We start from the raw sequence: 14,378 nt of genomic DNA on the forward strand, positions 1-14,378 counted from the left end.
CGGTGTCCGTCGATCTGAGACCCTTTAAGCGATGGGCACAGGATCGATGGGCACCGCAGTTGCTTCTTATGACGACGTCATCATCGGCGCGGGACACAACGGCCTGACCGCCGCCGCCTATCTCGCGCGCGCCGGTCGCCGGGTCCTCGTCCTGGAGAAGGCAGACCACGTCGGCGGGGCGACCGTCTCGGCGATGCCCTTCCCCGGTCTCGCGGCCCAGCTGTCGCGGTTCTCGTATCTGGTCTCGCTGATGCCCCGTGAGATCATCACCGACCTCGACCTCGACGTCTCGCTGATCCGACGCCGCTACTCGTCGTACACACCGCTGCCGTCGGACCCGACGCGCGGCATCCTCATCGACACCCAGGACGACGACGCGACCGCGGAATCCTTCCGCCGGGTGGTCCGTGCCGATCGCGTAGGGGCCGACGCCGTGGGCTATTCCAACGCCGCTTTCATGGCGTGGCAGTCCTTCTACCGCCGCGTCGGCACCCTCGCCCAGCGCGTCTTCCCGACCCTGACCGAACCGCTGCGCACCGCCGCCGACATGCACGAACTCGCGGTCGGCACCGACACCTCCGACGCCGAGCTGTGGGAGGCGCTCACGACCCTGCCGCTCGGCACCCTGCTCAGCCAGTACTTCGACGACGACCTGGTGCGCGGCATCGCCGCCACGGACGGCCTGATCGGCACCTTCGCCGACCTCGACGATCCGTCGCTGCGACAGAACATCTGCTTCCTCTATCACGTGATCGGCGGCGGGACCGGGGACTGGGACGTCCCGGTCGGGGGTATGGGCGCCGTCTCGGGTGCGCTCTACCAGGCGGCCACGTCGGCGGGCGCCGAGATCTGCACCGGCGTCACCGTGACCGGCGTCGACCCCGCCGACGGAACCGTCGAGTACTCCGACCGCATCCACGGCACACGCACGGTCCGCGGTTCGATGCTCTACGCCGCCTGCGCTCCACAGGTCCTCAACACGCTGCTCGACGACCCGATCGCCTGCGAGGCGCAACCGCGCGGCTCGCAGTTGAAGATCAACCTCCTGCTCGACCGTCTCCCCCGACTCCGCGACGAATCGGTGTCGCCGGAGGCGGCGTTCGCCGGGACCTTCCACATCAACGAGACCGCGAGCCAGCTCCACGAGGCCTGGCGACAGGCCGCACGCGGCGAGGTCCCCGACCTCCCCCCGTGCGAGATCTACTGCCACACCCTCTCCGACCGGTCCATCCTCGGACCCGAACTCGACGGCAAACACACGCTCACACTGTTCGGCCTGCACATGCCGCCCGACGTGTTCGACGAGCCGGGTGCCATCCAGCACGCGGTGGGCGCGACCTTCGCCTCGCTGAACGCAGTCCTGGCCGAGCCGATCCAGAACGTCATCGCCCACGACCTCGACGGCCGCCCGTGCATCGAGACCAAGACGCCGCAGGACCTCGAGGAGATGCTCGGGCTGCCCGGCGGCAACATCTTCCACCAGTCGCTGAGGTGGCCGTGGGCCGAGACCGCGACGGAGGTCGGCACCTGGGGCGTGGAGACCCGCCACCCGCGGTTGCTGCTCTGCGGCGCCGGCGCACGACGCGGCGGAGGCGTGAGCGGCATCCCGGGCCGTAACGCGGCGGCCGCGGTGCTGGGAGCCGGCGGCCGCGGTCAGCGGGTGGTGTAGCCGCCGTTGGCGAAAAGCGTCTGTCCGGTGATCCACGACCCGTCGGTGCACAGGAACGTCACGATCGGCGCGATGTCCTCGATGCGGGTCAGGCGACCGCCCATCGCTTGGGACTTGTGGAACTCGACTCGCTCGGGCGTTTCCTGCGGGTAGAAGAAGGGGGTGTCCATCGGTCCCGGACCGATGGCGTTGACCGAGATGCCGCGGTCGGCGAACTCCTTCGATGCAGCTCGGTTGAAGTGCTCGACCGGACTCTTCCCGCCGGCATAGGTCGAGTAGCCGTCGGTATATGCGGCGAGCAGACTCGTGACGACGGTGATCACCTTGCCACCTCGTTCGAGATGCGCACCCGCCTCCTTGAGGAAGAAGTACGCGGCCTTCGAGTTGACGGCGAACATCCCGTCGTAGTCGTTTTCCGTGGTCTCGAGGATCGGCTTGCGAAGGACCTTGCCCACGGTGTTGACCGCGATGTCGAGTCGACCGAAGTCCCTGGACGCGGTGTCGAACAGGTCGGTGACCGCCGCTGCAGTCGTGAGATCGGCCTGGTGGGCGACGGCTTCCACGCCGAGGGAACGGATCTCGGCGACAGTGTCGTCGGCGGCGGCCTTGGTCGCGTCGCTGTTGTAGTGGACGAACACGTTCGCGCCCCGACGCGCGAGGTCAATCGCGACAAGCTTTCCGAGGTTCTTCGCGCCGCCCGCAACGAGAGCGCCCTGTCCGTCGAGTCGGGTGAGTTCGGTTGTCTTCTGCGGTGTGGTCATATGTTCAGTCTCAGATACAGAAGAACAATCTTCAATCGATGATGTATGGTGCTTTCACAAACAGAGATTGTGTAAGGGGATCGTTCATGACGTCACCAGACGTCGACCTGCTCGACACACGGCGCCTGCATCAGTTCGTGGTGGCGGTCGAATCGGAGACTCTGTCGGCGGCGGCGCAACAACTGTTCCTGACCCAGCAAGCCCTGTCCGCGTCGATCCGACAGCTCGAACGCGAGGTCGACGTCACGCTCTTCGATCGCAGCCGCCGGAAACTGCACCTCACCGACGCCGGGAACACGCTCTACGCGGGGGCCAGGGCCCTGCTGGCGGGCAACACCTCGCTACTCACCGAAGTACGCGAGTCCGCCCGAGGAATCGTCAGACCCTTCGTCGTCGGACACTCGCCGGCGATCTCCGGCGAAGAGGTCTACCACCTCATCGCGCCTGCGATCGCATCGATGCCGCATCAGCCAATCACCGCACGGCAGGTCTTTCCCGGACAGCTCCAAGAACTGTTGTTCGCCAACGAGATCGACGTCGCACTTCGGCGGGGTGTCGATTCTCCGGCGAATCTGACCTCCGCCGTCTTCGCGTATCACGAACTCCGGATCGCCGTCGTCGCCGACCATCTCCTGGCCCACCGGCGCTCGATCACCGCCCGCGATCTGGCGGACACACCCATCGTGGTCTGGGCTCCCGAGCGAAAGTCCTTCTACACCGACTTCCTCATCTCCTATTGCCGCCGTGCGGGTTTCGAACCCACCCTCGTCGTGAACCAGATCCAGGGCACCCCACCGTTCACCGCGGTGCGGCGGTATCCGGAGGCCTGTGCGTTCGTCACCGATGTGCCCGGCGACCTACAGGGCGGTACGGTCCGCGTCCTCGCGTTCGACGAACCACCCCTGGCACCGGTACAGGCGATGTGGTTGCCGCACACCCACTCCGCGGTCCGCGATGCGATAGTGAGCGGAGGCGGCGGCTGAGGCGGTCCCCGGGATCGCGGCAGGAGCCCTACGCGCGTTGCGTCGCACTCCGCGCAGATCACCTCGCGTGAGTCGCCTCCTCGCTCAGCGGGGGCCGGAGCACCAGCACGACGACGATCGCGATGAGGAACACGGCAGTCAGCGCGAACGGGACCGGGATGAGCGGGTCGAACAAGACCAGCACGGCCCCGACCGGGACCACTGTGTTGACCACGCGATCGGCGTTGGCGCGCAGCGCGATCCACCAGATCCCGAGGATGAACACGGCGATCGGGATCGTGACCGTGAACGATGACTGGGTTTCGGTCAGCACGCTGTGATCGGTCAGGGCGTCGATCTCGACCTCGATCCCTGCCGAGAATGCGCCCGCGGCGGCGAAGACGAAGTAGTGGACGTATCCGTAGCGCAGCGAATCGGTCAGCGACCCGATCGCCCGATGGTGGGGTGGCCAGAAGTAGATCCACCACAGCGCCGCCGTCGCGATGAAGGTCAGGATCGCGATCGAGATCAGCGGAGCGAGCGCCTGGTCGTTGTCCAACGCCTCGATGATCGCATTCGACGACGCCAGCAGACTCTCGCCGAGCAGGATCAGGGTGAACAGGCCGTACCGTTCGGTGATGTGGTGCGGATTCCACGGGGTAGTTCCCTGTCGTTCGGCGATCACCGGAACGGCGAGCTCGGCTCCGGCGAGCACCACGAACGCGACGGTCGAGGCCGCACCCGACGGGACGAGCAGCCACAGCAGCCACAAAATCTGGAGGACGGCGATCCCGGCGGCGTAGAGCTGGGTTGTCCGGCGGCGATCCCCGGCCGAGACGGAAGCGCGCAACCACTGGGCCACCATCGCCACACGCATGATCACGTAACCGACGACCACCAGTCCGAACTCGTGGTCCACGAACGCGGACCCGATCCCGGACGCCAACACCAGCACGCCGGCCATCTGCAAGAACGTCAGCCCCCGGTACAGCCAGTCGTCGGTTTCGAAGGAGGTTGCGAACCACGTGAAGTTCATCCACGCCCACCAGATGGCGAAGAACACGAACGCATACGAGATCAAGCCGTCCACGATGTGGTTCTCGGTCAGCGCGTGGTGAAACTGGACAGCCGCGATACTCACCGCGACCACGAACACCAGATCGAAGAAGAGCTCGAGCGTGCTGGCGGTCCGTCCCGCTTCATCGGGATCGCGTGGTCGCATGGCGTTCAGGTGTAGACGTGTGGACATCGTTACCAATCCCCCGGACTCGGACACTGCGTGTACGACACGGATCATGTCATCGACAGGTCGGCGCGCCGCGGTGAACGGGCACCGGCCTGGCCGTCCCTCAGTTCCCGCCGTCCTCGTCATCGGGGTCGCCGGCCGGGGTGGGGTCCGGGGCATCACCGGTTTCCGGATCATCACCGGCGCCCCGATCGGGGTTGGTGCAGATCGTTCCCTCGCACGGGACGTACCGGTTGGCGCCGTCGGGACTCTGGATGGCATCGGGGCCGACATAGGTGCCCTGCGGGCACGACGGATCCTGATTCTGCGCACAGTACTGCTGGTCCACGTTGTTCCCGGTCGACCCATCAGCACCACCCGGTCCCCCGTTCACCGGCTGACCGTCCGCATCCCACGCGCCGGTACCGTCGCCGCCGCCGTGATTGGGATTGGTGCACACGGTGCCCTCACAGGTCACATACGAATGGCTGCCATCAGGGTTTCGGACGGCGTTGGCCCCCACATAGCTGTTCCGGGGACAGGCCGGATCCTGGTTGCGCGCGCAGTACTCCTGGGTCAGACCACTCCCCGTGGATCCGTCCGCACCGGTCGGGCCGCCGTTGACCGGCTTGCCATCGGCATCCCACGAACCGCTCTTCGCGTGCGCGGCGACATGCACGCCCAGGTAGCTTCCGACCGGACACTTCTCGTCGGTGTTGTGCGCACAATAGTCCTTGGTCAGGTTGTTGCCGGTGGAGCCGTTCTGTCCGACCGGCCCGCCATTGACCGGCTTGCCATCGGCATCCCACGAGCCTGACGGACTCGCACCGCTGCTCGCCGCGGACCCCGATCCGGCGGAGTCGTTCGACCCAGAACAACCCGCAACGACCAGAGACAGCGCGAATGCAGCGGCAAATATCGCCAACACTCTCCGTACGACGCCACCTCCACGTAGAAGGACCACGGTAACAACACCTTTCGTCTCACCAACTCCGCTGACCACGACATACAACCATCTCGTGGACCGTGTGGTCTCCACACACAACAAAGCGTTGTCCCGACCCAACCCGCCCTTGTGCGACGACTGTCGCAGCTCGTCTCTTGCCGTCGGCCTACGGCGGCCGAGTAGTCTCTTCTGCGATGTCTACTGAAGAGTTGTTGCCGATCACGACCCGCAAGCTGGTGGGTTGGTCTCGCACCACCCCGATCGAGGGGCACGTGCTGTCCACGCCGTATCCCGAGGTCATCGCCGAGGCGGTCGCCCGCGTCGCCGACGACAACGCGGACAAGCCGGACTACCTCAAGCGCGGTGTCATCGCCCGCGGGCTCGGCCGTTCGTACAACGAGTCCGGCCAGAACAGCGGCGGTCTCACGATCGACATGACGCCGCTGACCAGGATCTACGCCATCGATGAGGAGACCGCGACGGTCGACCTCGACGCCGGCGTCTCCCTCGACACCCTCATGCAGGCCGCGCTCCCGTACGGCCTCTGGGTGCCGGTGCTCCCGGGCACGCGTCAGGTCACCGTGGGTGGTGCGATCGCGCACGACATCCACGGCAAGAACCACCACAGCCAGGGCAGCTTCGGCAACCACGTCGTCGAGATGCAGCTCCTCGTGGCCGACGGCCGCATCCTGACGCTCACCCCGGACGGCTCCGGCGACGACCCGAACGGCGAACTGTTCTGGGCAACGGTCGGCGGCATCGGCCTCACCGGCATCGTGCTGCGCGCGAAGATCCAGATGAAGCGCACCGAGAGCGCCTACTTCATCGCCGACACCGCGCGCACCGGGTCCCTGCAGGAAACGCTCGACCTGCATCTGCAGGACGGTTTCGAGGACGGCTACGAGTACGCGTCGGGCTGGTTCGACACCATCAGCGCACCGCCGAAGCTCGGTCGCGGCACCTTCTCGCGCGGCAATCTGGCGCGCGTCGACGAGCTGCCGGAGAAGTACCGCGACAACCCGCTGTCGTTCAACAACAAACCGCTCGTGCGGTTCCCGGACGTCTTCCCGCGCGGGCTGGCCAACAAGCTCAGCTTCTCGGCGGTCGGCGAGGCGTACTACCGGATCGGCCCGCCCAGCGAGGGCAAGGTCAAGAATCTGGCGCAGTTCTACCACATGCTCGACGTGTTCGGTGACTGGAACAACGCCTACGGTCGCGGCGGCGGATTCTGCCAGTACCAGTTCATCGTGCCCACCGGTAACGAGGCCGAGTTCACCAACCTCATCGAGCACATCCAGGCGTCGGGGCACGTCAGCTTCCTCAACGTGATCAAGCTGTTCGGCGACGGCAACAAGGCGCCGCTCAGCTTCCCGTTCAAGGGCTGGAACGTCTGCCTCGACTTCCCGGTCAAGGCCGGGCTCGCCGAGTTCCTCAACGATCTCGACCGTCGGGTGATGGCCATGGGCGGACGCCTCTACACCGCGAAGGACTCGCGGACATCGGCGGCGAACTTCCACTCGATGTACCCGCGCATCGACGAGTGGATCGCCACGCGGCGTCGGATCGACCCCAACCGGGTGTTCATGTCCGACATGGGCCGTCGACTCGAACTCGCCTGACCCACAACCGGTTCCGACCCTCATACCACCTTTGCGGCCCACCGGCCGCAGACCACCGAAAGCGAGAAGACCCACGATGATGAACGCCGTCGGCGTCCCACAGTCCATCCTGGTCCTGGGAGGGAGCTCGGAGATCGGGCTCGCCATCACCGCCGAGTACCTGAGCAAGGGTCCGGCCCGGGTCATCCTCGCTGCCCTGCCGGGTGACCCGACCGTCGAGGCCGCGGTCGAGAAGGCCAAGAAGGCCGGCGCCACCGAGGTCAGCGTCATCGACTTCGACGCCCGCGCCACCGACACCCACCGCGACGTGATCGAGAAGGCCTTCGCCGACGGCGACGTCGACGTGGCCATCGTCGCCTTCGGCATCCAGGGCGACGACGAGCAGGCCTGGCAGGACCACGGTCTCGCGGTCGCCGAAGCCCAGATCAACTACACCGCAGCGGTTTCCGTCGGTGTGCTCCTCGGCGAGAAGATGCGCGCCCAGGGCCACGGCCAGATCATCGCGATGAGCTCGGTCGCCGGTGAGCGCGTCCGTCGCAGCAATTTCGTCTACGGCTCCACCAAGGCCGGACTCGACGGTTTCTACCTCGGACTCGGCGAGGCGTTGCGCCCCTTCGGTCCTCGCGTCCTCGTGATCCGTCCGGGTCAGGTCCGCACGCGACTGTCGGCGCACGTCAAGGAAGCGCCGCTGACCGTCGAGAAGGAAGACGTGGGTCGCCTGGCGGTCGCCGCGGCCACCAAGGGCAAGGAGATCGTCTGGGTCCCCGGTCCTTTCCGCTACATCATGATGGTCCTGCGCCACATCCCGCGCCCGATCTTCCGCAAGCTGCCCGTCTAGCAGCCCTCGACGCCGACTGCGATTGCGAGCGATGACGACTTCCGTGAGCGCTGACCGCCAGGACCCCACGACCGCGCCTCAGGAAGCAGACTCCGGTCCGACCACGGCCGCACGCCTGGGCCGGACAGCACTGCTCCTGCTGATGGCGGTGGTGGTCGGTGCGGTGGTGTCGATCATCGGTCTCAAGGCGATCGAGACCGTCAACTGGCCGGCCTTCAACTCGTCGAACGTGACCCGGTCGCTGACGACCGCCGGTCAGGTCCTCGCGATCGCGGTGCTCGTCGTCGTCGCACTGCTGTACCGCTACGGGAAAGGGCGGGTACTCGTCCCGTTCCTGTCGGCGGCGGCGATGTCGGCGTTCGTGACGGTCACCATCGGGATGCCCTTGGGCGCAACGCGTCTCTACCTCTTCGGCCTGTCCGTCGACCAGGAGTTCCGCACCGAGTACCTGACGCGGATGTCGTCGAGTCCGCGCCTGGCGGACATGACCTACCCGGATCTGCCGCCGTACTACCCGGCCGGTTGGTTCTGGTGGGGCGGCCGGTTCGCGAATCTGCTCGGCCAGCCCGGGTGGGAGGCCTACAAGCCGTGGGCCATCGTGTCGATGGCGGTGGCCGCGGCGGTCGCCGTCCTCCTGTTCAATCGGATGTTCGGTGCGGATCGCGGGGTGGCACTGGGCCTCGCGGTGACCACGCTGGCGCTGCTGTACGCCTCGCCCGAGCCGTACGCCGCGATCCTCGTGATCATCGGTGTGCCGATGATGATCGTCCTCACCTACGCACTGCGGGGACGCACACGCGCCGCCGAGGGACCGGCCGGACCGCTCCGGGGTTCGACCAGTTGGCCCGCGGTGATCGGAGCCGGTGTCTTCCTGGGCATCTCGGCCGCGACCTACACGCTCTACACCGGCCTGTTCGCGCTGACCGCGATCCTCTTGGCCTGCTACTTCCTCGTCCAGGGCTGGCTCGCCGCGTCCAACAAGGCGACACCGACCCGGACCGTCAAGGCGCACCGCCGCGAGATCGTGGTCGCCGTCATGGGCCGACTCCTCTCGGTGGGCGTCATCGCCGGGCTCATCGCGCTGCTGGTCTGGGCACCGTATCTGCTGAAGCGTCTGTCCAGCGCCCCGGCCAGCGGCGGAACCGCCGAACACTACCTTCCGGAGCGCGGGGCGACGTTCCCGCTGCCCATGTTCGGGGTCAACCTGGTCGGTGCGATCACGATGATCGGCCTGCTGTGGATTCTCCTGCGTTTCCGGACCCGCACCGTCGCAGTGGCCATGGGCGCCACCGTGATCACGGTGTACCTCTTCTGCCTGCTGTCGATGCTCATGACCGCTTTGGGCACCACCCTGCTGTCCTTCCGGCTCGAGCCGATCCTGGTGGCCGCGCTCGCCGCGGCCGGCGTCTTCGGCGTCGTCGACATCGGCCATTGGGCTGTGGGCAGGTTCGGCGACGTACGCGTCGTCGTGGGCGCGGTGGCCGTGCTCGCCGCGATCGCAGCGGCACAGAGCATCCCCGGTCATCTCGGCACGGAGATCACCACGGCGTACACCGACACCGACGGTTACGGAAAACGCGCAGACGAACGCCCGGCCGGCGCCGAGTCGTATTTCGCCGAGATCGACAAGCTCATCGGCGAGCAGACCGGCCGGCCGGCAACCGAGAACGTCGTCCTCACCGCCGATTTCGGGTTCCTGTCGATCTACCCGTACTGGGGCTTCCAGGGACTCACCTCCCACTACGCCAACCCGCTGGCCGAGTTCGACAAGCGCGCCGCGGCCATCGCACGCTGGGCGAAGGCGGAGGACGCCGACCAGCTGGTCCGGCACCTCGAAGAGTCACCGTGGAAGGCACCCGATGTCTTCCTGTTCCGGTACAGCTCCGACGGGTACTCCCTCCGCCTCGCCGAGGACGTCTACCCGAACGACCCGAACGTCAAGCGCTACACCGTCACCTTCGATCCCTCGGTCTTCGACGACCCCCGGTTCGAGGTCACCGAGGTGGGCCCGTTCGTCCTCGTCGTCCGGAAGTGATCGATGCGTCTCCCGATCAGCACCGCCCGGCCGCTGGAGATCACGCGCCTCGACGGTGACTCGTCGACAACGCATTTCGTGCACACCGACGTCGTGAACTGGGTGCTGCTGGAACAGGACGGTGAGCTCACCCTCATCGACGGCGGCTACCCCGGACAGGCCGGGCAGGTCGTCGAATCGATCAACCGGATCGGCCGTCGTCCGGAGGACATCCGCGGTGCGCTGCTGACCCATGCGCACGTAGACCACCTCGGCGGACTCGCGAAACTGCAGGCGCGGTACGGATTCCCGATCTACATGGATCCCGTCGAGGTCGACCACGCCCGGCGGCACCATCTTCAGCAGGCCAACGCGCTCGACCTCGCGCCACTCGCCGGCACCCGACGCCTGTGGTCCTGGCTCGCGAAGACCACACCTCTCGGGGTGTTGAGTCGGGCCGGACTGTCTGCGGCAGAGTCCTTCCCGGAGAAACTGGACCTGCCTGGGTCACCGATGGCCCTTTCCAGCCACGGTCACACCGACGGCCACAGCTCATACCTGGTCGGCGACGGGCGTGCCCTGGTCTCCGGTGATGCGCTGGTCAGCGGTCACGAAGTGTCGGCGATCGCCGGGCCACAATGCATTCCGTCGCCGTTCCAGCACGACGAGGCCACCGCGCGTCGGAGCGTCGAAACGTTCACCGAACTCGACGCCGAGCTGCTGCTTGCCGGACACGGGCCGCTGTATCGAGGCAGCGTCGCCGACGCGGCTCGCCGAGCGCTGGCGCTCTGAACTGTCGCCGAGCGCTGGCGCTCTGAACTAGTCGCCGAACCCCACGAACGTGGCGGCTTCCTCGACCGTCTTGCGTTCGGAGACCACCGAATTGGCCGGGAACGTCTCATCCGGCCAGCCCAGCGCGATGCTCTTCATGATGACCTGGTCATCCGGTATCCCAGCATGTTCCCGGACCACGGGCGACTGCATGATGCCCTGGCTGTTGATCACCGCACCGAGACCGCGGGACCAGGCGGCGTTCACCAGCGCGGTGGAGACCGCTCCGCAGTCGAAGGGGGTGTCGTCGCTGCCGTCCAGGATGCGGTCGTAGGTCACGATGACACAGACCGGGGCATCGAACTGGCGGAATCCCCGTAGGACCCAGTCCTGTCGCATCTCCATGTCCTCGCGAGCGATGCCCATGGCGGTGAACAGCTGCTTCGCGACGCCCACCTGGCGATCACGATGGACGCCGGTGAACTTCTCCGCCCCGGTCCGGAACTCGCGGGAGTGCGGCACCCCCGCAAGGTTGCGTTCGGTGTTGCCCGCGCGGATGCGATCGAGTGGTTCACCGGTGATCACATAGAAGTTCCAGGGCTGGGTGTTCATCGAGGACGGCGCCCGCATGGCGAGCGCGAGGATCTCCTCGATGAGTTCCCGGGGCACGGGCTCCGGTGTGAAGCCGCGGATGCTGCGCCGCCCCAGGATCACGTCGTCGAACTGCATCGCTCCCTCTCGTCGGGCGATCCGGGCCTACCGATTCGTCCTCACCCTACTGTTACCCCCGCCACGTTCTCGCCATCCGGCGGTGCCGCCGCATCGAACAAAGGGTAGCTTTACCTGAGTTCATTTCCCGGGGCCGGAGGAGGGGCCGAGTCCCGCACGGAGCCGCATCCGTGGTCACCCCCGCCACCTGGGGAGTTCGAGACATGACCGGCGACAAACATCTGGATGCCCTTCTGTCCACCGCAGCCGGATCAGCCGAGTCCGCGGCGCCGACCGTCGCCGCCCGGTGGCGAGCCATCGCCCGCGGCCGCGGCGACGCGGCCGCGATCCGCACTCCCGAGCAGTCGATCACCTTCGCGCAGGCGGCCACGCGAGTGGACGACCTCGCCCGCGCAATCCTCGACACCACCCCGACCGACAGCCCGGTCGCCGTCGAGATCGAATCCGACATCGACTCGGTGATCTCCATGCTCGCGGTCTGGTGCGCCGGACGTTCGCTCGTCATGGTCGATCCGTTCCTGCCCGATGACCGCCGCGCGAACATCCTGGAACTGTCCGGGGCACATCTCCTCGCCCCGGCGACTGTCATCGATCACGAACTTCACGAGACGCGTGTCGTCGAACCCGCCCCCGATGATCCCGCGGTCCTGCTGTTCACCTCCGGGTCCACCGGCACCCCCAAGGGCGTGGTGCTCGCGCAGCGAACCCCCGTCAACCACGCGCGTGACGGCCGCCGGTTCATGGAGCTCGGCCCCGACGACCGCGCGGCCGTGCTACTGCCGCTGAGCTTCGGCGGCGGGCTCGACGCGCTCGCGATGAGCGTCCTGAACGGCGCGACGATGCTGCTGTGGGATGTCCGGCGCCGCACCACCACCGGGTTGCGGGACTGGCTGTCCGCCGAAGGCGCCACCACCGCGCACTGCACGCCGTCACTGCTCCGGTCGTGGCTGGGCGAGGTCGACGCCGAGGATGCCGTCGATTCCCTTCGCCTGTTGTCGACCTGCGGTGAGCCCGCACATCGCACGGACGTCGAACTCGCGCGGAACACGATCCTCCCTCGGGGTGTGTTCTGCTGCTGGGCAGGCGCATCCGAGGTCGGCAACCTCGCTTTCAATCTCTTCCCGCCGGAACGCGAGGTCGAAGACGGCGCGATCCCGGTCGGCATCCCGGCGTCGGACAAGTTCGTCCGCATCGTCGACGAGGACGGTCGGGATCTACCAACGGGGTCGACCGGCGAGGTCATCGTCGAATCAGCGAACATCGCCTCCGGATATCACGCGAATCCGGAGCTGACCGCGGCTCGCTTCACCTCGCTGCCCGACGGCCGCCGGCGTTATCGCACCGGCGATCTCGGCCGTCTCGACGAGAATGGTGCACTCGCACTGCTCGGTCGCGGTGACGATGCGATCAAGGTCCGCGGTTACCTCGTCGAACCCCTCGAGGTCGAGTCCGCGCTGCGCTCGCTGCCCTGGACCACCGACGCCGTCGTCACCGCCGACCGGGAGGAGGGCCGGCTCACCGCGCACGTGGCCGTCGACCCGCAGAAGTGGTCGCCGTCGCCTGCCGAGATCCGCCACGAACTCGGGAAGACACTGACACCGTGGATGATCCCGCGTGACATCGTCGTGGTCTCGGAGATCCCGCGCAACGAGCGGGGCAAGGTCGACCGCGGTGCCCTGCCGCCTCCCCCTCCACGTCCGACGCCCGAGCGTCCGCGCGGACTCACCGAGATGGCGCTGCACCGCTTCTGGGGCGAGATCCTCGGTCTCGAACCCCAGTCCTTCGGTCGCCACGACGACTTCGTGGAACTCGGCGGCGACTCACTCGCTGCTGCGAAGATGCTCTCCGAGGTTCAGCATCACCTCCAGTTGGAGGTGAACACCGCCATGCTCGCCGAGGCACCGACGATCGCGCAGTTCGCGCAGCGGATCGAGGCGGCCGCGAAGGAGCGGTCGAAGAACGCGACCGGCGCCACGCTGATCCCGCTACGGAAGGGGCACGGCGACCCCATCTTCCTGATCGCCGGGGCCGGCAGCCTCGCGACGAGCCTGACACCGGTCGTCCGCGCCCTCTCCGGCGACCGCCCGGTCTACGCCATCCAGTCGAGGGGCGTCGAAAAACGCGGCCGTGCAGATCATTCCGTACGCGCCGCGGCGCGCCGTGCCATCGCCGACATCCGCTCGGTGCAACCCCATGGCCCGTATCAGATCGGCGGCTACTCGCTGGGCGGGTTCATCGCCGTCGAGGTCGCCGCTCGCCTCACCCGGGCCGGCGAGACCTGCCGTCCGGTCGCGGTGCTCGACTCGGTCATCGACCCGGTTCTGGCGCAACGCCTTTCCGGGAACGCGCCGAACGTCGCACAGCGCGTCCGAGACTCGTTGCGCTCGTTGACCAAGACCGAAGAGACGCTGCCGGACCGTACCGGGACCGAGGAGAAGAAGCCCGCCGGCTCACCGGTCCAGCGCGTCGTGCAGGAGATCGCCCTCAACGCCCTCGTCCTCACCGCGGGACTCGTCCCGTTGTCGACGCCGGTGCAGTGGGTCGTCTTCTTCCGCCTGGGCACCAGGATGATCCGCCGTCACCGGCCCAGTCCCTACTCGGGCCCGATCACGGTGGTGAAGGCGCGCACCAACACCGACGATCCCGCGCTGTGGAGTCACTTCACCTCGGGCAGGGTGGAATTCCTCGACATCGACGGTGACCACGTCTCGATGATCCGGGCGCCGCACGCCGCGGAGACCGCGCGGGCGCTCGACGAGATCATCGGCGACGGGGCGCCCTGAACGCAGATGTCGCGGAACGTGTCGCCAGCCGCCACGTTTCGCGACATCTACGCGCTCCCCA

The 14,378-nt window shown here is 67.3% G+C and carries 11 protein-coding genes; 7 read left to right on the forward strand and 4 right to left on the reverse strand.

Features of this window, described 5'->3' with window-relative positions; genetic code table 11:
- Positions 1–46: 46 nt before the first annotated feature.
- Positions 47–1,669, forward strand: a complete 1,623-nt coding sequence (locus M1L58_RS06285) for a phytoene desaturase family protein (RefSeq protein ID WP_248658325.1) — start codon at positions 47–49, stop codon at positions 1,667–1,669.
- Here M1L58_RS06285 and M1L58_RS06290 read toward each other — a convergent pair.
- Positions 1,654–2,430 carry an SDR family oxidoreductase gene (locus M1L58_RS06290; protein ID WP_248658234.1) on the reverse strand — a complete coding sequence of 259 codons (777 nt, stop codon included), beginning with the start codon at positions 2,428–2,430 and terminating at the stop codon, positions 1,654–1,656. The genes M1L58_RS06285 and M1L58_RS06290 overlap by 16 nt on opposite strands.
- A gap of 86 nt (positions 2,431–2,516) precedes the next feature.
- Here M1L58_RS06290 and M1L58_RS06295 point away from each other — a divergent pair, with 86 nt between their 5' ends.
- Positions 2,517–3,413 (forward strand): LysR family transcriptional regulator, encoded by an 897-nt coding sequence (locus M1L58_RS06295; RefSeq protein WP_248658235.1) that lies wholly within the window; start codon positions 2,517–2,519, stop codon positions 3,411–3,413.
- Between the two features lie 58 nt (positions 3,414–3,471).
- Here the strand turns inward: M1L58_RS06295 and M1L58_RS06300 are convergent, their stop codons facing one another.
- Together M1L58_RS06300 and M1L58_RS06305 are read right to left on the reverse strand one after the other, a co-directional pair.
- Positions 3,472–4,641 carry a low temperature requirement protein A gene (locus M1L58_RS06300; RefSeq protein ID WP_248658236.1) on the reverse strand — a complete coding sequence of 390 codons (1,170 nt, stop codon included), beginning with the start codon at positions 4,639–4,641 and terminating at the stop codon, positions 3,472–3,474.
- 100 nt (positions 4,642–4,741) lie between these two features.
- Complete coding sequence (locus M1L58_RS06305; protein WP_248658326.1) at positions 4,742–5,536, reverse strand: Mesocentin; 795 nt, start codon at positions 5,534–5,536, stop codon at positions 4,742–4,744.
- Positions 5,537–5,757: 221 nt separating this feature from the next.
- On the opposite strand from M1L58_RS06305, the gene M1L58_RS06310 reads away from it, so the two are divergent.
- From M1L58_RS06310 to M1L58_RS06325, 4 genes are all read left to right on the forward strand, one after another.
- Positions 5,758–7,182, forward strand: coding sequence for an FAD-binding oxidoreductase (locus tag M1L58_RS06310; protein WP_248658237.1), 1,425 nt, complete (start codon positions 5,758–5,760; stop codon positions 7,180–7,182).
- 76 nt (positions 7,183–7,258) lie between these two features.
- Positions 7,259–8,020, forward strand: coding sequence for a decaprenylphospho-beta-D-erythro-pentofuranosid-2-ulose 2-reductase (locus M1L58_RS06315; protein WP_248658238.1), 762 nt, complete (start codon positions 7,259–7,261; stop codon positions 8,018–8,020).
- Between the two features lie 31 nt (positions 8,021–8,051).
- Complete coding sequence (locus M1L58_RS06320) at positions 8,052–10,055, forward strand: galactan 5-O-arabinofuranosyltransferase (RefSeq protein ID WP_374112668.1); 2,004 nt, start codon at positions 8,052–8,054, stop codon at positions 10,053–10,055.
- Between the two features lie 3 nt (positions 10,056–10,058).
- A complete protein-coding gene (locus M1L58_RS06325) occupies positions 10,059–10,826 on the forward strand; it encodes an MBL fold metallo-hydrolase (protein ID WP_248658240.1) in 768 nt (255 codons plus the stop codon).
- A gap of 27 nt (positions 10,827–10,853) precedes the next feature.
- Here the strand turns inward: M1L58_RS06325 and M1L58_RS06330 are convergent, their stop codons facing one another.
- Positions 10,854–11,534 carry a nitroreductase gene (locus M1L58_RS06330; RefSeq protein ID WP_248658241.1) on the reverse strand — a complete coding sequence of 227 codons (681 nt, stop codon included), beginning with the start codon at positions 11,532–11,534 and terminating at the stop codon, positions 10,854–10,856.
- 203 nt (positions 11,535–11,737) lie between these two features.
- Between M1L58_RS06330 and M1L58_RS06335 the strand changes: the two genes are divergently transcribed.
- Positions 11,738–14,317: an alpha/beta fold hydrolase gene (locus M1L58_RS06335; protein ID WP_248658242.1), complete on the forward strand. Its 2,580-nt coding sequence runs from the start codon at positions 11,738–11,740 to the stop codon at positions 14,315–14,317.
- Positions 14,318–14,378 lie beyond the last annotated feature (61 nt).

The organism is Gordonia sp. C13, assembly GCF_023218005.1.
Taxonomy (GTDB): Bacteria; Actinomycetota; Actinomycetes; order Mycobacteriales; family Mycobacteriaceae; genus Gordonia; species Gordonia namibiensis.

Excerpts from the sequence above, each read along its gene's own strand:
- M1L58_RS06320 (WP_374112668.1), top strand. The coding sequence starts at position 8,052 with ATGACGACTTCCGTGAGCGCTGACCGCCAGGACCCCACGACCGCGCCT.
- M1L58_RS06325 (WP_248658240.1), top strand. The coding sequence starts at position 10,059 with ATGCGTCTCCCGATCAGCACCGCCCGGCCGCTGGAGATCACGCGCCTC.
- M1L58_RS06310 (WP_248658237.1), top strand. The coding sequence starts at position 5,758 with ATGTCTACTGAAGAGTTGTTGCCGATCACGACCCGCAAGCTGGTGGGT.
- M1L58_RS06335 (WP_248658242.1), top strand. The coding sequence starts at position 11,738 with ATGACCGGCGACAAACATCTGGATGCCCTTCTGTCCACCGCAGCCGGA.
- M1L58_RS06330 (WP_248658241.1), bottom strand. The coding sequence starts at position 11,534 with ATGCAGTTCGACGACGTGATCCTGGGGCGGCGCAGCATCCGCGGCTTC.
- M1L58_RS06285 (WP_248658325.1), top strand. The coding sequence starts at position 47 with ATGGGCACCGCAGTTGCTTCTTATGACGACGTCATCATCGGCGCGGGA.
- M1L58_RS06300 (WP_248658236.1), bottom strand. The coding sequence starts at position 4,641 with ATGTCCACACGTCTACACCTGAACGCCATGCGACCACGCGATCCCGAT.
- M1L58_RS06290 (WP_248658234.1), bottom strand. The coding sequence starts at position 2,430 with ATGACCACACCGCAGAAGACAACCGAACTCACCCGACTCGACGGACAG.
- M1L58_RS06295 (WP_248658235.1), top strand. The coding sequence starts at position 2,517 with ATGACGTCACCAGACGTCGACCTGCTCGACACACGGCGCCTGCATCAG.
- M1L58_RS06315 (WP_248658238.1), top strand. The coding sequence starts at position 7,259 with ATGATGAACGCCGTCGGCGTCCCACAGTCCATCCTGGTCCTGGGAGGG.